The following is an 18,338-nucleotide window of genomic DNA, read 5'->3' as shown; positions in this document are numbered from 1 at the left end:
TGCGCGCCGCAGGTAAGACATCTGCTCCGGACGGCCTCACTCAATCGGGTATGGCGCCCGGCGCTGCCATACGTGATTGAACAGCCTGTTAAACCCCGATCCCGCGCGCTCTCATCGCCGCCGTGATCTCGTCGAGGATGGCCGGGTCGTCGATCGTCGCCGGCATTGTCCAGTCTTCCTTGTCGGCGATCTTCTGCATGGTGCCGCGCAGGATCTTTCCCGACCGCGTCTTCGGCAACCGCTTGATCGTCACCACCGTCCTGAAGGCGGCGACCGGGCCGATGCGTTCGCGCACCAACCCCACCACTTCGCTCTCGATGAGGCCGCTCTCGCGCGAGACACCCGCGTTGAGCACCACGAAGCCTAGCGGAACCTGGCCCTTCATCGCGTCGGCGATGCCGACGACGGCGCATTCCGCGACATCGGGGTGCGTTGCCAGCACCTCTTCCATGGCGCCGGTCGACAGCCGGTGGCCGGCGACATTGATGATGTCGTCGGTCCGGGCCATCACATAGAGGTAGCCGTCCTCGTCGATCATGCCGGCGTCCGCGGTCTTGTAGAAGCCGGGGAACTCGTCGAGATAGGCCTGGCGGAAGCGGGCGTCGGCGTTCCACAGCGTCGGCAGGCAGCCCGCCGGCAGCGGCAGCTTGACCACGACATTGCCGAGCGTGCCGCGCGGCACCTCGTGGCCGGCATCGTCGAGCACGCGGATGTCGTAGCCGGGCATCGGCACGCCGGGTGAGCCGTATTTCACCGGCAGCAGGCCGAGCCCCGCGGGGTTGATCGTCATTGGCGAGCCGGTCTCTGTCTGCCACCAATGGTCGATGACCGGCACGTTCAGTTTCTGCTCCGCCCATTTGATGGTTTCGGGGTCTGCGCGCTCGCCCGCGAGGAACAGCGTGCGGAATTTCGACAGGTCGTATCTGCCGACGAATTCTCCTTTCGGATCCTGCCCCTTGATGGCGCGGAACGCCGTCGGCGCGGTGAACAGGGCGACCACGCCATGCTGCGCGATCACCCGCCAGTAGGTGCCGGCATCGGGCGTGCCGACCGGCTTGCCTTCGAACAGGATGCTGGTGCAGCCATGCAGCAGCGGCCCGTAGACGATGTAGGAATGGCCGACCACCCAGCCGACATCGGACGCCGCCCAGAACACTTCGCCGGGCTTGACGCCGAACTCGTTTTCCATCGTCCATTCGAGCGCCACCATGTGGCCGCCATTGTCGCGAACGATGCCCTTGGGCTGGCCGGTCGTGCCCGACGTGTAGATGATGTAGAGCGGGTCCGTGGCAAGCACCGGAACGCAGTCAACATTGGCCCCGGCCGCCCGCTCGCGCGCGACCGCGTCCGCATAGTCGATGTCGTAATTGTCCCTGAGCTCGCAGCGCAGCTGGTCGCGCTGCAGGATCAGGCAGGCGTCCGGCTTGTGGCGGGATATCTCGATCGCCTTGTCGAGCAGCGGCTTGTAGGCAACGACGCGGCCGGGCTCCAGCCCGCAGGAGGCCGAGATGATCAGCTTCGGCCTGGCGTCGTCGATGCGGGTGGCGAGTTCATGCGAGGCAAAACCGCCGAAGACGACCGAATGCACGGCGCCGATGCGGGCGCAGGCAAGCATGGCGATGGCCGCTTCCGCCACCATCGGCATGTAGATGATGACGCGGTCGCCCTTGCCGACGCCACGGTTCTTCAGCACCGAGGTCAGCGCCACCACTTCGCGTTTGAGCTCGGCATAGGTGAATGTCTTCACGCTGCCGGTGATGGCGCTGTCATGGATCAGCGCGATCTGGTCGGCACGCCCGCCGGCGACATGCCGGTCGAGGGCATTGTAACACGTGTTGCAGGTGGCGCCGGTAAACCAGCGGCCATAAACGCCGGCTTCCGCGTCGAACACCTTGTCGTAAGGCGTGTACCAATCGATGGCGCCAGCAGCGTCCGCCCAGAACTTTTCCGGATCGCGCTTCCAGCCCTCATAGACCTCGTGATAGCGTGAAGCCATCCGTTTCCTCCCCAGGAAGATTTGCCGTCCAGGCAATAGCCTATGCTGTTTTTTCCGGCGATGTCTTCCCTCAATTCGTCTGATCCGGTCCGGTCCTGGCCGCAAAGGTGCGACATCGTGGCCCTCCGGGAAGGAAAAGCAACGGTCCGGCCCGGGCGTTCCTATGTGGCCGTGTGCACCGGCGCGTCCGCCGGTGGTCTCGTCGTCGGGCATGGTCACCGCGATCGAGCAGCCGTCTTCCGGGTCAGTCGATCCTTTTTGTGCTCACCATCACCGGCCGGATCGGCGGCGCCGGCGGCAGCAGGTCGCGAATGTCGGCGAAGGGAAACATCGGCTCGAAGCGGAAGGCTTCCGCCTGTGATCCCGGCGCGCCGTTGCACTGGCCCGCGCGGAAAAAATTCTGCGTGCGGGCGATGTCGACGAAGCGCTCCGGGTCCTGCGACTGGTGCAGGCGGATCGCCTTGGCCTTGATCTCGGCCCGGGCTGATATGTCGACATAGTGGGTCGGGGAGAATCCGGTGCCGCCCATCGTGTCGGCATGCAGCACCGGCACGGCGAACGAGGCCGCGATGCGCACGGCATCCGACAGCGCGCGGTGGTCGGCGTGATAGTCGTTGGGCGCATGTGTGATCACCAGATCCGGTCCAGTTTCGCCAATCAGCGTCTTCAGCGCGCCGATCAGCGCGGCATCCGCCACCAGCCCGCCGTCGGGAAAGTCGAGGAAGCGCGGCGCTGCCCCGAGCAGCGCGGCCGCGGCCGTTGCCTCCTCGCGACGGACACGGGCGAGAACCGCGGGATCGCTCTTGCCGCCCCTGGCACCATCCGTGGCCACGGCAAAAGTCAGTTCTGCGCCTTGCGCCGCATAGGCCGCCATCGTACCGAACATGAATATCTCGATGTCGTCTGGATGCGCGCCGAGCGCCAGTATTTTCAACGCTTCTCTCCCCGGAAATGGAAAAACGTGACGAACGGAATCCTGCTCGCCCTGATCGCCTATGCAAGCTATTCGGGCAGCGACGCCGTTGTCAAAAGCCTGGGTGGGCAGTTCACGGTGTTCGAGATCGGTTTCTTCTCGATATTGTTTGCCGGCTGTTTTCTCTTCTTCACCCGGCCGGCGGACGAGCGTTGGCGTGATTTCTGGCGCACCAAACGTCCCTGGGCGGTGCAGGCGCGCGCCTGGGCCGGCATCGCCTCGGGCGTGCTCAGCGTCTATGCCTTCACCACCATTCCGCTGGCCGAAGTCTACGCCCTCGTCTTCCTGGCGCCGCTCTGCGTCACCATCCTCTCCACGGTCGTCCTCAAGGAAAAGGTCGGGCCCTGGCGCTGGCTGGCGGTGGTCGCCGGCTTTGCCGGCGTCATGCTGGTGGTGCGACCGGGTTTTCGCGAACTCAATCTTGGACACCTCGCCGCTTTCGGCGTTGCCTTCCTCGCTGCCGCGAGCGTCATCCTGATGCGCTCGCTGGCAAAGCAGGAAAAGCGCACGACCATGCTCGGCGTGCTGATCGGCTACGGCCTGTTGTTCAACGGCATCGGCATCGCCGCCACGTCGTTCACGCTTCCCGACGCAAGGCAGCTTGCATGGCTGATAATGGCCGGCGCCTTCACCGCTTGCGGGCAGTTGCTGCAGCTGCTGGCCGTCAAATACGCGCCAGCCAACCGGATCGCGCCGACGCATTATTCGCAGATGGTCTGGGCGGTCATCCTCGGTGCGCTGTTCTTCCGGGAATATCCCGACTGGCTGTCGCTGGTCGGTCTCGCGGTCGTCGGCGGGTCCGGCCTGTTCACCATGGTTCGCGAGGAAGTACGGTTGGGCACGGTGCGCTGGAACCCGTTTTCGCGCACCCGGCTTTGATCTGGCGCCGGTTGCATGGCGACCATGAGCGCTGATATGCGGGCCTGATGACGACAAAACCCTTGCCGGAGCTTCCGGTATCCGCCGTGCTGCCGGCGTTGGGCGAGGCGCTCGGCTCCGGCAAAAGCGCCGTGCTGGTCGCGCCGCCAGGCGCCGGCAAGACGACGCTGGTGCCGCTGGCGCTGCTCGATGCGCCATGGCTGGGCACGGGCAAGATCGTGTTGCTGGAGCCGCGCCGGCTCGCCGCCCGCGCCGCCGCCCGCCGCATGGCCGAACTTCTGGGCGAGGAACCCGGCGCCACGGTCGGCTACGCCATGCGCATGGAGAACCGCACTTCGGCCCGGACAAGAATACTGGTCGTCACCGAAGGTGTGCTGGCGCGGATGATCCTTGACGATCCCGAACTGCCCGGAATCTCGGCCGTGATCTTCGACGAATTCCACGAGCGCTCGCTCGACGGCGATTTCGGCCTCGCTTTGGCGCTCGACGTGCAAGGCGCGCTGCGGCCGGACCTGCGTCTGCTGGTCATGTCGGCGACGCTGGACGGCGCCCGTGTCGCGAAGCTGTTGTCGGGTGCGCCGGTGATCGAAAGCGAAGGCCGTGCTTTTCCCGTCGACATCCGCTACGACGAACGGCCGCCCGGTATCGCAATCGAAGATGCCATGGCCAAGGGGATCCGCGACGCTCTTGCCGACGAAAGCGGCAGCGTGCTTGCCTTCCTGCCCGGCCAGCGCGAGATCGAGCGCACCGCCGAGCGGCTGGCCGGCAAGGTCGGCGCCGACACCGATATCGTGCCGCTCTACGGCATGCTCGACGGCAAGGCGCAGGACGCGGCGATCAGGCCGGCGCCGGCGCGCCGCCGCAAGGTGGTGCTGGCCACGTCGATCGCCGAGACATCGATTACCATCGATGGCGTCCGCGTGGTCATCGATTCCGGCCTGTCGCGCCTGCCGCGCTACGAGCCGGCCAGCGGCCTGACCCGGCTGGAGACGGTGCGCGTCAGCAAGGCCTCCGCCGACCAGCGCGCCGGCCGTGCCGGACGCACGCAACCCGGCGTCGCCATCCGGTTGTGGCGGGCCGAGCAGACTTCAGCACTTCCCGCCTTCACCCCGCCGGAAATCCTCGAGGCCGACCTTTCCGGCCTGCTGCTCGACTGCGCCGCCTTCGGCGTCGCCGATCCGACGAGTCTCGCCTTCCTCGATCCGCCGCCGGCCCCGGCGCTCAACGAGGCAAGGGCGCTGCTCCGCGCGCTCGATGCCATCGACGAGGCGGGGCGGCTGACGGAAGCGGGCGCCGCGATGCGCAAGCTCGCCCTGCCGGTGCGGCTGGCCCACATGGTCGCCGAGGCGGCCCGCGGCGGCCATGCCGGCGAGGCGGCCATGCTCGCGGTTCTGCTGACCGAGCGCGGGATGGGCGGTGACGGCGCCGATCTCGAACGCCGGCTGATGCGCTTTCGCCAGGAAAGATCGCCGCGCGCCACCGCAGCGCGGCAACTCGCCGAGCGGCTGGCGAGGCAGCTGGGCGGAGCGAAAAACAGCGAAGCCGTTTCCGCTGGTCCTCTCCTCATCCATGCCTGGCCCGATCGTGTCGCCAAGGCGCGCGGCGAGCGCGGGCGTTTCGTGCTGGCCAACGGCTCCGGTGCCATGCTCGACGCTGCCGATCCGCTTGCCGGCGAGCCGTTTCTGGTTGTCGCCGACCTGCAGGGCAAGGCCCAGAATGCACGCATCGCGGCGGCGGCGGCGATCAGCGAGGACGATATCCGTTCAGCACTGGCGGACAGGATCGAAACACGCAGGCAAACCAGCTTCGATCGCGACCGCCGCGCCGTGCGCGTGCGCGAAACCGTGCGCCTGGGCGCCATCATGCTCGCCGAACGCATGCTGCCCCCGCCGGCCGGCGCCGAGGCCGACCGCGCCATGCTTGACGCCTTGCGCGAACATGGACTTTCGCTGCTGAGCTGGAGCAAGGAGGCCGAGACGCTGCGCCAGCGTCTGTCGTGGCTGCACCGCGGACTTGGGACGCCGTGGCCCGATATGTCGGATACGGCACTTCTCGATCGCCTCGACGACTGGCTGCTGCCGTTCCTCTCCGGCGCGGCATCCTTCGCCGCCATCGATCCGGGTGTTGTCTCGGCCGGGCTGACGGCACTTGTACCGCACGATTTGCAGCGCCGGATCGAGGCGCTTGCGCCGACACATTTCGACGTCCCGTCCGGCAGCCGCGTGCCGATCCGCTATGACGGGGAATGGCCCGTTTTGGCCGTCCGCGTCCAGGAACTGTTCGGCCTCGACCGGCACCCTGCAATCGCCGGCGGCACCGTGCCGCTGACGCTCGAACTGCTGTCGCCCGCGCACCGGCCGATCCAGACGACGCGCGACCTGCCCGGCTTCTGGCGCGGCTCCTGGGCCGATGTGCGCGCCGACATGCGCGGTCGCTACCCCAAGCATGTATGGCCGGAAAATCCGCTGCTCGCCGCCGCCACCAGCCGCGCCAAGCCGCGCGGGACGTAGTTGCTTGCCGATCGGCGCAAACCCCATCGCTTCGTCATCCACGGGCGGAGCAAGGAGCGTGGCGACGCAGCGCAGACCCGAGGATCCACGCCGAGACTTCCGCGTGCTGCTGCGGTGCAGAAATTCTTCTCCGCCGCACTCTCCGGCCAAGCTCGCGGCATGGATCCCGGGGTCTTCGCGCCGCTGCGCGGCTGCTCCGCCCTGGGATGACGAAATCGGGGAAGCTTCGCCCCTTCGATCACGGTGCAGCACCACCTAGCGCTCGCCGTCCCGCGGCTGTATTTCATGGCCATGATCAACGTGTTGCGTTCTCCCGATTTCCAGCAGAGCCAGAGACTGCGCCTCAACACGCTGATCCGGCTGCGCTGGCTTGCCATTGTCGGCCAGAGCGTGACGGTGCTTTTCGTCGCCTATGGCCTGAAATTCCCGCTGCCGGTCAGCCTGTGCTTTGCCCTGATCGCCTGCTCGGCCTGGATGAACCTGTTTCTTGCCTTCCGGTTCCCGGCCGCGCATCGGCTCACACCGTTCGCGGCCTTCGGCATCCTGATCTTCGACAGCCTCCAGCTTGCCGGCCTGCTCTACATGACCGGTGGGCTAACCAATCCGTTCTCGCTGCTGATGACCGTGCCCGTGGTTATTTCGGCGACGTCGCTGCCCTTGCGCCTGACCGCGGTGCTTGGGGGGCTGGTGATGACGGCTGCGACCTTGCTGGTCTTTTTCCACTTGCCATTGCCCTGGCATGAAGGCGGGCCGCTGGCGATGCCCTTCATCTATGTTGCCGGCATATGGATGGCGGTGCTGTCTTCGATCGCCTTCACCGCCATTTACGCGTTCCGCGTGGCCGCGGAAGCCCGCCTCCTGGCCAATGCGCTCGCCGCCACCGAACTGGTGCTCCAGCGCGAGCAGCATCTGTCGGCGCTCGACGGGCTGGCCGCCGCCGCCGCGCATGAGCTCGGCACACCGCTCGCCACCATCGCTCTGGTCGCCAAGGAGATGGAAAAGGCGCTCGGCAAGGACGCCAAATACGGGGAGGATGTGACGCTGCTGCGCTCCCAGAGCGAGCGTTGCCGCGAGATACTCAAGCGCCTGACCAGCTTGTCGTCCGAGGGCGAGGCGCATCTGTCCCGCCTGCCGCTGACCTCGCTGGTCGAGGAGGTCACCGCGCCGCACCGCGACTTCGGCATCTCGATCAAGCTCAGGCCGGGCGAGCGCAGCGGCCCCGAGCCGGTCGGGCGCCGCAATCCCGGCGTCATCTACGGCCTTGGCAATTTAGTGGAGAACGCCGTCGATTTCGCCCGCGAGAGCGTCACCGTGCGCTGGAGCTGGGACGAGGCCACCGTCACCTTCTCGATCATCGATGACGGTCCCGGCTTTCCGCCCGAGATCATCGATCGCATCGGCGAACCCTATATGTCGACACGCCAGGGCACGGAGGCCGGCGGCGGACTGGGGCTGGGCCTGTTCATCGCCAAGACATTGCTCGAACGATCGGGCGCCACGCTCGACTTTCGCAATTCGAGCGGACTGGGCGAAGGGGCCATGGTGCGGATTTCATGGCCCAGAAGTGTTTTCCTGAACCCGGAATCGGCGCCCGCGACGATGTTTGACACCGCGTAAATTGGACAATCGCCACGCAAAACTATATCTGCGTAAAATTAAGGCAGCAGGAATTTCAAGACGATGACAGGCGATGAAAACAGTGGCGCAATGGTTGAGGGCGAGGACACCTCGCTTCTGATCGTCGATGACGACAAACCGTTCCTGACCCGTCTGGCCCGCGCCATGGAAACCAGGGGGTTCGTGGTCGAAACGGCCGAGAGCGTCGAGGAGGCCGTCGGCAAGGCACGCGCCAATCCGCCCGCCTACGCGGTGGTCGACATGCGGCTTGGCGACGGCAACGGCCTCGACGTCGTGGCCGCCATCCGTGAGAAGCGCGAGGATTCCCGCGCGATCATCCTGACCGGCTATGGCAACATCGCCACCGCGGTGACGGCGGTGAAGCTCGGCGCCGTCGACTATCTGTCGAAGCCGGCCGACGCCGACGACGTCTTTGCCGCGCTCACCCGCACGGCCGGCGAGCGCGCCGCACCCCCGGAAAATCCGATGTCGGCCGACCGCGTGCGCTGGGAGCACATCCAGCGTGTCTATGAAATGTGCGAGCGCAACGTCTCCGAGACCGCGCGCCGCCTCAACATGCATCGCCGCACCCTACAGCGCATCCTGGCCAAGCGCGCGCCGCGCTAGGAGTGCGCGCGCTGAGCAATTCCTTCGGACCGGTTTCTGCTTACGGGGGAGCATCCATTGTCGAACTCGGCCCCGCCCCTCATTGCCCTGCCGGGCATTTCTCCCCGTATAGTGACGGGGAGAAAGAGGCTGGCCGCAGCGCTGGCGCCCATTCCGTAACGCCGGTGATTGGCGAAACCGGCGAAGAGCGCCCCTCTCGCCGTCACTATACGGGGAGAGGATGCCGGCAGGCAGGTGAGGGGCAGCGCCAGCGTTTGGAAAGGCAACGGAGGTGACATGCGGGACTTGAAACAGCGGCCGGTTTCCGTCTTGCGCGAATTTCTCGACAGCGAGGCGGCCGGCGGCATCATGCTGATGGTAGCGGCGGCATTGGCCTTGATCGTCGCCAACTCACCGCTCTCCGGAACCTATTTTGCCGTCCTCCACGCCTATCTCGGCCCGCTCAGCGTGTCGCATTGGGTCAATGACGGGCTGATGGCGGTATTCTTCCTGCTCGTCGGCCTGGAGATCAAGCGCGAGATGCTGGACGGCCAGCTCTCGACCTGGCCGCGCAGGGTGCTGCCCGGCATCGCGGCGGCCGGCGGCATGGTGGTGCCGGCGCTGGCCTATGTCGCCATCAACCGTGACAATGCGGGCGCGCTGTCCGGTTGGGCGATCCCGACCGCCACCGACATCGCCTTCGCGCTCGGTGTGCTATCGCTGCTTGGCAGCCGCGTGCCGGCCTCGCTGAAGATCTTTCTCACCGCCCTTGCCATCATCGACGATCTCGGCGCGGTCGTCATCATCGCGATCTTCTATACGAGCGGCCTGTCGCTTGCCTATTTGGGCGCCGCCTTCGCGGTCATCGCCGCGCTTGTCGTGCTCAACCGCATGCGGGTGATGAGCCTCGTGCCCTACCTCGTGCTCGGTGCGATCCTGTGGGTGCTGGTGCTGAAGTCGGGCGTGCATGCCACGCTTGCCGGCGTGGCGCTGGCGCTGACCATTCCGCTCGAACGCACCGCCGGCATCGAACACGATCTCGACCACTCGCCGCTGCACCGGCTCGAGCACGGCCTGCACGCAATAGTGCCCTTCGTCGTCATTCCCATCTTCGGCTTCGCCAATGCCGGCGTTTCGCTGGCGGGCCTCAGCGTCGGCGCGCTGTTCGAGCCGCTGACGCTCGGCGTCGCCGCCGGCCTCGTCGTCGGCAAGCTGGTCGGCGTGTTCGGCTCCTCCGCGCTCGCCATCCGCTTCGGTCTCGCCGACCTGCCTGCCAATGCCGGCTGGCTGCATATGATCGGCATCTCGCTGCTGTGCGGCATCGGCTTCACCATGAGCCTGTTCATCGGCCTGCTCGCCTTCGCCAGCGACGTGGCGCTGCAGGACGCCGTCAAGGTCGGCATTCTCGCCGGCTCCCTGGTCGCGGCGCTGCTCGGAGCGGCGGTCCTGCTGATGGCGCCGGCGGCGAGTGGGGCGGATGAGGGCGAGGAGTAGGGCGGTCCACAAGCGCAGGTCCTGTGAGGCAGCCTATTCGCTCTCCCCCTCCAGCGCCGGCACGGCCACTCCGGCGAGTTCCGCCGCCAGCAGCCGCGCGGCGCCGGCCCGCGCAAGGCGCAGCATCAGCGCCTTGCGCGTCGCCGCCGCCATGCGGTGCTCGGGCGCCTCGCGCAAAATCTCGGCGCCATAGCCGTCGGAGAGGATGAAGCCGCATTCTTCGGGAAAAATCTCCGCCGGCACGCCGGGATGGGTGGCGAAGAAGAAGCGGTCGGAGTGCAGCCGGTAGTCGGGCCATTTGCGGTCGACGCGAAAATCCTCGATCGAGGATTTGATCTCGATGATCCAGATGTCGCCCTGGCGGGTCAGCGCGACAAGGTCGGCGCGGCGGCCGGTGGCCAGCGACAGTTCGGGCAGCACATGCGCGCCCATTTCGCGGAGCAGCCGCTGCACGCCGCGCCGCACCAGCATGGCGCGTTCGGACTGGCGACCGTCGATGAGCGGGTTCAGGGGAATCGGTGAGATGATTGGCATGACGGCACCATGCCAGATTTTGTTCATGGTTTGAACCCGTTATGAGCGGGCGATTATCTGGTTGACAAACCCAAATGGATAAGCGATAACGACTCCAAGGAGTTACCGCTATGTCCATTCTGTCCCGCCCCGAGTTCCACGACGAAGCCAAGGCTTTCGAGCATGTGGAATCCATACTCTGGCCGAATGGTCCCGTTTGCCCCAAGTGCGGTAGCGTTGATCGCCACTACGCCTTGAAGGGCGTTCGCACCAAGCCTTCCAAAAAGAACCCTCATGGCGTTGAGCGTCACGGCCTGTACAAGTGCAGCGCTTGCCGTTCGCAGTTCACCGTGCGCATGGGATCCATTTTCGAGGAAAGCCATCTGCCGCTCACCAAGTGGCTACAGGCTATCCACCTCATGTGCGCCTCAAAGAAGGGCATCAGCGCCCACCAGATGCACCGCATACTCGAATGCACCTACGAGGCCGCTTGGTTCCTGTGCCACCGCATTCGCCTTGCAATGGCGTCTGGCGACCTGTCGCCGCTTGGCGGCAATGGCAAGACCGTGGAAGTTGACGAGACCTACACAGGCCGTCTTGCTGGCACTCAGGTTAAGCGCGGCGGCGGCGCTCATAAGAACACTGTCGTTACGCTTGTCGAGCGCGGTGGCCGCGCTCGGTCCTTTCATGTCGATACCGCCCGCATTGGCACCGTGATGCCTATCGTTCGCGCCAACATCGCCAAGGAAAGCGCCTTGATGACGGATGAAGCTGGCATGTATCGCCGCGTTGGCCAGGAATTCGCTTCTCACGATGTCGTCACGCATTCCAAGGACGAATATGTGCGCCACGAAGGCGAAAAGACCGTCCACACAAACACCGTCGAAGGCTTCTATTCGATCTTCAAGCGCGGCATGAAGGGCGTGTATCAGCACTGCGGCGAACACCATCTGCACCGCTACCTTGCCGAGTTCGATTTCCGTTACAGCAACCGCATTGCCATGGGCGTGGATGACGGCACTCGCGCTTTCATCGCGTTGAAGGGTGCCGCTGGCAAGCGCCTCACCTATCGCGGGCCTAATTGAGGCAAAGGCACTCCACTTCCGTAGGCCGGTTCAACTGGAATTAGCGCTATGGCTCCGAAAGCCGCTCAAGCGCAGGCGCGATCCTTAAAGGCCGGTTATTCCCAATAGGTGATCACAACACCAAACCCTAAATCCCTTTGGGTTTGACTCTGGTGTCCAACACCCATACTGTTTCCTTAACGGAAGCAGAACAGGTCGATTCGGCATGTCCATCGCCAAAGAAATTTTGAAACAGAAGCGGCAAGAATTGCTGGCGCAGGTCGCCGAAATCCGAAAGGACATTCGCGAGATCGAAGCTGCGCTGGAAGTCTTGGGCGGCGAGACAAGAACAGTTGCCGGCACAATCTACACTGGCAACGCCAACTTCAGCCTTCTGCCGGCGGGTGCCAGCCCGATCAACAATGCGATCATCGACGCCATCTCGCAGGGCAACACGACGCCGGCGGCGATTTTCGATTTCATCACCGAACAACGCCAGATCGATACCAGCAAAAATTCGGTCAGTACTCGTCTATCGAAAATGAAGAACGACGGTTTGATTGACAACGACGGCCAAGGCTGGACCGTTGTCAAGAAAGCAGAAGGCTCCGGCGCGGAAGCGCCAGAGCCTTCTAATCATCCAGCATTGGGTCCGGTTGGACGGGAGAGGGGCTACCCACCTTCTGCTCCCGAGGGTTCGAATCCCTCCGGCTCCACCGCTTCTCTGAGTCTGAGCGACGCGATTGATGCCGTAAGACATCGGTCGCCCGAACCAGACGACGAGATCCCCTTTTAACCCAGCCCGGACAGGCGCATGAGAAAGAGAGTATCCCGTGTGGCAAACCCGCATAATAGTTTGATGAGGGCCGAAGCTCTGCATCGCATCTAAGGCTCGGGTTGCCCCGCTGGTGAGTTACCTCACCAGCGGGCCTCTATATATATGATGCCATCGAATCCGTCTAGAGTTCGGGATCATGACCAAGGACAAACCTCAGATCGACAAGTTTCGCGAAGCCGCGAAGGACCTGAAAACGGACCAGTCCGAAGCCGCCTTCGAAAAGGCGATAGACAAGATTGCCCACGCGCCAAAACTGACTGCCGACCAGATAAAGGATCTGGTGCGGCGTCAGCGCAAACGGATTGAAGACTGAGAATTACGCGTGCAGGGACAGGACTACCGCGCTCTTGGGCTGAGGGTGACGCTTCATCCCATCAAGAAAAGCGCGATATGTCTTGGTGCGTATGGACGCCTCGTTACCTTCTGCGCGATCTAGGCCGCGTTCGGCGACCTGCTTCGCAGACCTCCGGATAGAGGGCGGACATTTAGCGGCAATCCACTCGCCAACGCGTTCGACATTATATTCTTCGACCCACGGCGCAGCGGCCCACTTTGTAAGGAACAGATCGAGGGCTTCAATAAATGGCTTTGCGTTGGTGTTTGCCGAATCCAAAAGGATCGCGCGTTCAGACGGCTTGAACGAACCGAACAAATACATCAGGCGAGTATGACCCTTATCCATATCCAACATCTTCCCGGCCATTCATCCCTCCGATTCATCTGGAATTTCATCGAAATGGGTCGTCAAAGCGAACCGCATCATCGATTAATTCCATGAAAAATTCATGTATGGCTTTGGACTGATCTCCATTCGGCCTCACGTCCCGGCAATACCGTCCGGACCCGCAATTAACGAACCAATGCAGCTTTTCCTCAGCCACGTCAAGGAATAGCTCCCCCGCAATTCGCGCATGACCATTGCCAATCAGGGTGGGATGTCCAAGCTTCTTTTCGTCAGCCGGGTGCGTAGGATACCCGCGACGGCGTGGATATCCTTCCTTCAATCCCAAGGCATCGCCATCGGGTTCAACCACGATTTCCTCAAACGCGACGAAGACTTCACCATTTTCGCCCATAGCCCAAATAAACGAAGAACACTGGGACACGTTCCAAAAGAGGTCGTTTTGCGCCAAGTCGCGATAAGATCGCAAATGGGCGCCAACCTCTCTCGTCATCTTCACAAGCGATTTGGGCTTTGCTTCTGTTTCCCAGTCGCGAATCAGGCTCGGCGCACGGGCAACGCCGAACCGTTCAGCCAGGTTGGGCTGGGAAATGATCGCCGTATTGCTGGTTCCTGTCATGAGCGATCATGTAACTTAGAACGAGACTTCTAACAACTGTCTCAAACACAATGCGCGAACGGCCCACCTTATGGAAGGGCAGGCCGTTCTGTCTCGACGAGTTGTAATTGTGTAACATGAAACTTTGGGTTTGTCAACCATATAATCGCCTATGAGCGGCCAGGCCCCGTCCTCTCGATCGTAACCGGCACGCCCTGGCGCAACGAGTTGCTGACCGTCGAAACCACGCTGGCATGGTCAATGACCCTTTGGGGGTCGGATCCATCCAAGGTCTCGCAGGAAACCGTCATCCTTGCCGCGGTCGCCAGCAAGGGCTTGCCGTCGAGATCAAGCCTCACCGAGACGGCGATCCTGCCGAGTTTCACGCCGATCTCGTCGGCGACATAGCGAAGGTCGTTGCAGAAGCAGCCGCCAATCGCCAGCGCCAGCAATTGGCCGCCATTGAAGCCCAGGCCCATGCCGCCGGCCTTGCCCTCGGGTCGGTCGACGACGATCGTGTGGCCGCCGGCCCAGCCCATGGCGGCTTCGGTACCTTCGACATTGCGCAGTTCGACAGTCATCGAGACCATCGGCATCCTCCCCCGTAGTCGAGAGGCTTCGGTGCCTTCGACCAGCACGGATCTATGCGACCGTGGCGGCTTTATCGCCGAGTGGCGCGGTTCCCGCAATGTCATCGATGATCGGGCAGTCCGGCCGGTCGTCGCCATGGCAGGCCTGGACGAGCTTCTGCAGGGTCGATCGCATCGACTGCAGCTCGCGCACCTTCTCCTCGATCGCCCTGACATGGGCGGTGGCGATCTCGCGCACGTCGTGGCTGGCGCGGCCGCGGTCCTGGTAGAGCGCCATCAGCTGGCGGCAATCGTCGATGGAAAAGCCCAGGTTGCGGGCACGGCGCAGGAAGGTCAGCCGATGGATGTCGTCGCCCGAATAGTCGCGATAGCCGTTGCCGGCACGCGCAGGCGCTATCAGGCCGATTTCCTCATAGTAGCGGATGGTCTTGGCTGGCAGACCGGAACGCTGGGCGGCGTCGCCGACATTCATGGTTGTTCCTCGATTCCTGCTGGCCCGAGAGTCATGGCCATTGAATTTCCTTCACAATCCGGTGAAGGCTGTTGCCGAAATGCCGCAGTTGCTGGCTTACCGGCAGGTGAGGTCTTGCATATAGGCATCGCGTACTTGGCAAGCAAAGCAAATGCCAGCATGAATGATGGCAAGAAAGCGGCCGACTCGTGCCGCGGATGTTTGGCGGGGCACGGATCACCTCATGCGCATGAAGTCGCTTGCAGTCATTGCCGCACTGGCGCTGTCCACCGCACTCGCCGGTTGCAGCACCATTGGCGGGCAGATATTCTCCAACGACTATGGCGCGGTGACCGACGCCGGCTACCAGCTGCCGCGCATCCCGATCGAAAAGGTGCCCGCGAAGTATCACCGGCAGGAGGTGAACTACGACACCAAGGAAAAGCCGGGCACCATCATCGTCGATACGCAGAACAAGTTCCTCTACTTCGTCGAGGGTGACGGCCGGGCAATTCGCTACGGCATCGGCGTCGGCCGCGAGGGCTTCGAGTGGCATGGCACCGCCCGTGTCGCCATCAAGCGCGAATGGCCGACCTGGACGCCGCCGTCTCAGATGATCAAGCGCCAGCCAGAACTCGCCAAGTTCGCCGGTGGCATGGAGCCGGGCCTGAAGAACCCGCTCGGCGCGCGCGCGCTGTACCTGTTCAACAAGGGCGGTGACATGGGCTATCGCCTGCATGGCAGCCCGGAATGGAACTCGATCGGCAAGGCGATGTCGTCGGGCTGCATCCGGCTGATGAACCAGGACATCATCGACCTTTACGACCGCGCCGAGGTCGGCGCCAAGGTCATCGTTCTCTGACCGTGACCGCGAGGTTCATGGTCAAAACCGTTCGTACGCGGACCGTCCAGGCAACAACGGACGTCCCCAACAAAAAACCGGGCAATTCGGCCCGGTTTTTTGTTGCTTGCATTTGAGAAACGTCGCCGCGCTCGGCGAACGCGCGGTCAGGCGACCTGTTCGACCTGCTGGACCTCGGGAACGAAGTGGCGGAGCAGGTTCTGGATGCCGTGCTTCAGCGTCGCCGTCGATGACGGGCAGCCGGCGCAGGCGCCCTTCATGTGCAGGAACACGGTGCCGTTCTCGAAGCCGCGGAAGGTGATGTCGCCGCCATCCTGGGCCACTGCCGGGCGCACCCGCGTGTCAAGCAGCTCCTTGATGGTGATGACGAGTTCCTCGTCGGCCTTGTCGTAGAACTCACCGGTCTGGCTGGTCTCCGCGGCCGGGCCGGCATTGGCCATGACAGGCGCGCCGGACATGAAATGCTCCATGATGGCGCCCAGGATCGCCGGCTTCAGATGCTGCCAGTCGGGGCCGTCCTTGGTGACGGTGATGAAGTCGTAGCCGAAGAAGACGCCGGTGACGCCCGGTATTTCGAACAGCCGGCCGGCCAGCGGCGAGGCCGTCGCCGCACTACCGGCATCGCGGAAATCGGCGGTGCCTTCCAAGAGCACTTCCTTGCCGGGCAGGAATTTCAGCGTCGCCGGGTTTGGCGTCGATTCGGTCTGGATGAACATGGCCGTCTCCGTGCCCGTCTCGGGCAGATAGTTTGGAATAATTCTAAATAAGCTCTATCGGCTGGACATTCAAGCGAAACGCATCGCCCGAATGGCTGGCTGGCGGAATGTTTTTGCTGGCTGGGGATCGAAATCCCTGGCGGGCTTCAGGCGAGGCTGTCGATTTCCTCGTCCGAAAGGTTTTGCGGCACCACGGTCACCGGGATAGGGAAGGCGGCGCCCTTGCCGGCCACGGCGCCGACCAGCGGCCCGGGCCCTTCCTTGCCGGCGCCGGCCGCCAGCACCAGGATGGCGATATCCTGGTCTTCCTCGATCAGCTTGTGGATCTCTTCGGTGGGCTTGCCCTCGCGCACCACCATCTCCGGTTCGATGCCGAGTTTCTGGCGCACCTTGTTGGCGTAGCTGTCGAGCGCGGTACGTGCGGTGGCGGTCGCCTCCTCGCGCATGATCTTCTCGACGCCCAGCCAGTGCTGGAAATCGTCCGGTTCGATGACGTAGAGCAGCACCAGCACGCCGCTGGTGCTCAGCGCCCGCTTCGAGGCGTAGGCGACGGCGCGCTCGCATTCGGGCGTATCGTCGATGATCGCCAGGAACTTGCGGCGATGTCCGGCTTCGCGGCTGAGGCGTTTGGAGACCATGTCTATTTACTCGATGTCATTTCGGCCGCAATCTGCCACTGCGGCTGACCGGCGGCAAGCCGCCGGTCTTTGGCCGGTATGGTGCGGGGCATAACGATGCGGATCAGTCCTGCAGCAGCCCGATGATGTCGCGAACCGTCTTCATCGTCGCTTCCGCCAGTACGCCGGCGCGCTCGCCGCCGTCCCTAAGCACCGCGTCGACATAGGCGCGGTCATCGGAAATGCGGCGCATTTCGGCGGCGACCGGCGCCAGTTTTTCGACTGCCAGGTCGGCCAGTGCCGGCTTGAACACCGAAAACTGCTGGCCGCCGAACTCCTTCAGCACCGCCTCTTTCGATATGTCGGCAAGGCCCGCATAAATGCCGACCAGGTTTTCCGCTTCCGGCCGGGTGGCGAGGCCATCCACTTCGCTCGGCAACGCTTCCGGATCGGTCTTGGCCTTGCGGATCTTCTTGGAGATGGCCTCGGCATCGTCGGTCAGATTGATGCGCGACAGATCCGACGGGTCCGATTTCGACATCTTCTTGGAGCCGTCGCGCAGGCTCATGATGCGCGCCGCCGGCCCGCCGATGACCGGCTCGGTGATCGGGAAATAGCCGTTCACCGTCTCCTCGCCTATCCTCATCTCGACGCCGACGCCAAGACCGGCGATGCGGTCCGAGAAGTCGTTGTTGAATTTCTGGGCGATGTCGCGCGTCAGTTCCAGATGCTGCTTCTGGTCCTCGCCGACCGGCACATGGGTGGCGCGGTAGAGCAGGATGTCGGCCGCCATCAGCGAGGGATAGGCAAGCAGTCCCAGCGAGGCGTTCTCGCGGTCCTTGCCGGCCTTGTCCTTGAACTGCGTCATCTTGTTCATCCAGCCGATGCGCGCCACGCAGTTGAAGATCCAGGCGAGCTCAGCGTGCTGCATGACCCGCGACTGGTTGAACACGATGTGCTTCTTCGGATCGATGCCGGAGGCCAGGAATGCCGCCGTGATGGAGCGCGTCTGGTCCCTGAGATCGTCATAGACCAGCTGGGCCGTCAGCGAATGCAGGTCGACGACGCAGTAGATGCAGTCGGACGTGTCCTGCAGAGCGACGAATTTCTTGATGGCGCCGAGATAGTTGCCGAGATGCAGATTGCCGGTCGGCTGGACACCGGAGAAGACGAGTGGCTTGAAGGCGGACATGGTTTCCTCGTGGCTTGTGGAGGGCCGTATAAGCGTGATTCCGAAAAGTTGCAGACTTTTCGGAGCCAATCACGCGGCTGGAAACCGCGTGCGGCGAAAGTCTTGCGACGGCGCGCTTATGGACGAACATGACGCTGCGA

At 63.7% G+C, this 18,338-nt stretch carries 19 protein-coding genes; 9 read left to right on the top strand and 10 right to left on the bottom strand.

Features of this window, described 5'->3' with window-relative positions; translation table 11 throughout:
* Positions 1-88 precede the first annotated feature (88 nt).
* Together LB533_RS23035 and LB533_RS23030 are read right to left on the bottom strand one after the other, a co-directional pair.
* A complete protein-coding gene (locus LB533_RS23035) occupies positions 89-1,996 on the bottom strand; it encodes a propionyl-CoA synthetase (RefSeq protein ID WP_140643670.1) in 1,908 nt (635 codons plus the stop codon).
* A gap of 244 nt (positions 1,997-2,240) precedes the next feature.
* The gene (locus LB533_RS23030; RefSeq protein ID WP_224678278.1) at positions 2,241-2,930 is read right to left on the bottom strand and encodes a PIG-L deacetylase family protein; all 690 of its coding nucleotides are present in this window, start codon (positions 2,928-2,930) and stop codon (positions 2,241-2,243) included.
* A 27-nt stretch (positions 2,931-2,957) separates the two neighbouring features.
* On the opposite strand from LB533_RS23030, the gene LB533_RS23025 reads away from it, so the two are divergent.
* The 5 genes from LB533_RS23025 (at position 2,958) to nhaA (ending at position 10,075) form a co-directional block, all read left to right on the top strand.
* Complete coding sequence (locus LB533_RS23025) at positions 2,958-3,848, top strand: DMT family transporter (protein ID WP_224678277.1); 891 nt, start codon at positions 2,958-2,960, stop codon at positions 3,846-3,848.
* A 47-nt stretch (positions 3,849-3,895) separates the two neighbouring features.
* A complete protein-coding gene (gene hrpB / locus LB533_RS23020) occupies positions 3,896-6,358 on the top strand; it encodes an ATP-dependent helicase HrpB (RefSeq protein ID WP_224678276.1) in 2,463 nt (820 codons plus the stop codon).
* A 285-nt stretch (positions 6,359-6,643) separates the two neighbouring features.
* Complete coding sequence (locus tag LB533_RS23015) at positions 6,644-7,975, top strand: ActS/PrrB/RegB family redox-sensitive histidine kinase (protein WP_224678275.1); 1,332 nt, start codon at positions 6,644-6,646, stop codon at positions 7,973-7,975.
* Between the two features lie 63 nt (positions 7,976-8,038).
* Positions 8,039-8,602, top strand: coding sequence for an ActR/PrrA/RegA family redox response regulator transcription factor (locus LB533_RS23010; RefSeq protein ID WP_140497143.1), 564 nt, complete (start codon positions 8,039-8,041; stop codon positions 8,600-8,602).
* Positions 8,603-8,878: 276 nt separating this feature from the next.
* Entirely contained in the window at positions 8,879-10,075 is a 1,197-nt protein-coding gene (gene nhaA / locus LB533_RS23005) for a Na+/H+ antiporter NhaA (RefSeq protein ID WP_140643662.1), read from the top strand.
* A 33-nt stretch (positions 10,076-10,108) separates the two neighbouring features.
* Here nhaA and LB533_RS23000 read toward each other — a convergent pair whose 3' ends face one another.
* A complete protein-coding gene (locus tag LB533_RS23000; protein ID WP_224678320.1) occupies positions 10,109-10,609 on the bottom strand; it encodes an MmcB family DNA repair protein in 501 nt (166 codons plus the stop codon).
* Between the two features lie 110 nt (positions 10,610-10,719).
* On the opposite strand from LB533_RS23000, the gene LB533_RS22995 reads away from it, so the two are divergent.
* The 3 genes from LB533_RS22995 (at position 10,720) to LB533_RS22985 (ending at position 12,803) form a co-directional block, all read left to right on the top strand.
* Positions 10,720-11,673, top strand: coding sequence for an IS1595 family transposase (locus LB533_RS22995; protein WP_224678274.1), 954 nt, complete (start codon positions 10,720-10,722; stop codon positions 11,671-11,673).
* 205 nt (positions 11,674-11,878) lie between these two features.
* Positions 11,879-12,448, top strand: a complete 570-nt coding sequence (locus LB533_RS22990) for a hypothetical protein (RefSeq protein WP_224678273.1) — start codon at positions 11,879-11,881, stop codon at positions 12,446-12,448.
* 178 nt (positions 12,449-12,626) lie between these two features.
* Positions 12,627-12,803 (top strand): hypothetical protein, encoded by a 177-nt coding sequence (locus tag LB533_RS22985; protein ID WP_224678272.1) that lies wholly within the window; start codon positions 12,627-12,629, stop codon positions 12,801-12,803.
* Positions 12,804-12,806: 3 nt separating this feature from the next.
* Here LB533_RS22985 and LB533_RS22980 read toward each other — a convergent pair whose 3' ends face one another.
* The 4 genes from LB533_RS22980 to cueR all read right to left on the bottom strand — a co-directional run bounded on the left by LB533_RS22980 (position 12,807) and on the right by cueR (position 14,832).
* Complete coding sequence (locus LB533_RS22980) at positions 12,807-13,193, bottom strand: hypothetical protein (protein WP_224678271.1); 387 nt, start codon at positions 13,191-13,193, stop codon at positions 12,807-12,809.
* A 25-nt stretch (positions 13,194-13,218) separates the two neighbouring features.
* Complete coding sequence (locus LB533_RS22975) at positions 13,219-13,791, bottom strand: hypothetical protein (protein WP_224678270.1); 573 nt, start codon at positions 13,789-13,791, stop codon at positions 13,219-13,221.
* Between the two features lie 149 nt (positions 13,792-13,940).
* The gene (locus tag LB533_RS22970; protein WP_224678269.1) at positions 13,941-14,360 is read right to left on the bottom strand and encodes an OsmC family protein; all 420 of its coding nucleotides are present in this window, start codon (positions 14,358-14,360) and stop codon (positions 13,941-13,943) included.
* Between the two features lie 52 nt (positions 14,361-14,412).
* Positions 14,413-14,832 (bottom strand): Cu(I)-responsive transcriptional regulator, encoded by a 420-nt coding sequence (gene cueR / locus LB533_RS22965; protein WP_140643659.1) that lies wholly within the window; start codon positions 14,830-14,832, stop codon positions 14,413-14,415.
* 223 nt (positions 14,833-15,055) lie between these two features.
* Here cueR and LB533_RS22960 point away from each other — a divergent pair, with 223 nt between their 5' ends.
* Complete coding sequence (locus LB533_RS22960) at positions 15,056-15,673, top strand: L,D-transpeptidase (RefSeq protein ID WP_140643658.1); 618 nt, start codon at positions 15,056-15,058, stop codon at positions 15,671-15,673.
* A gap of 146 nt (positions 15,674-15,819) precedes the next feature.
* On the opposite strand, the gene LB533_RS22955 is transcribed toward LB533_RS22960, so the two are convergent.
* The 3 genes from LB533_RS22955 to trpS all read right to left on the bottom strand — a co-directional run bounded on the left by LB533_RS22955 (position 15,820) and on the right by trpS (position 18,198).
* Positions 15,820-16,389, bottom strand: coding sequence for a NifU family protein (locus tag LB533_RS22955; protein ID WP_140643656.1), 570 nt, complete (start codon positions 16,387-16,389; stop codon positions 15,820-15,822).
* A 146-nt stretch (positions 16,390-16,535) separates the two neighbouring features.
* On the bottom strand, positions 16,536-17,027 hold the full coding sequence (locus tag LB533_RS22950) for a universal stress protein (protein WP_140497131.1): 492 nt from the start codon (positions 17,025-17,027) through the stop codon (positions 16,536-16,538).
* Between the two features lie 103 nt (positions 17,028-17,130).
* On the bottom strand, positions 17,131-18,198 hold the full coding sequence (gene trpS, locus LB533_RS22945; protein ID WP_140643654.1) for a tryptophan--tRNA ligase: 1,068 nt from the start codon (positions 18,196-18,198) through the stop codon (positions 17,131-17,133).
* Between the last annotated feature and the right edge of the window lie 140 nt (positions 18,199-18,338).

This window comes from Mesorhizobium sp. BR1-1-13 (assembly GCF_020165515.1).
GTDB lineage: Bacteria > Pseudomonadota > Alphaproteobacteria > Rhizobiales > Rhizobiaceae > Mesorhizobium.
This window is presented reverse-complemented; position numbering and strand designations above follow the sequence as displayed.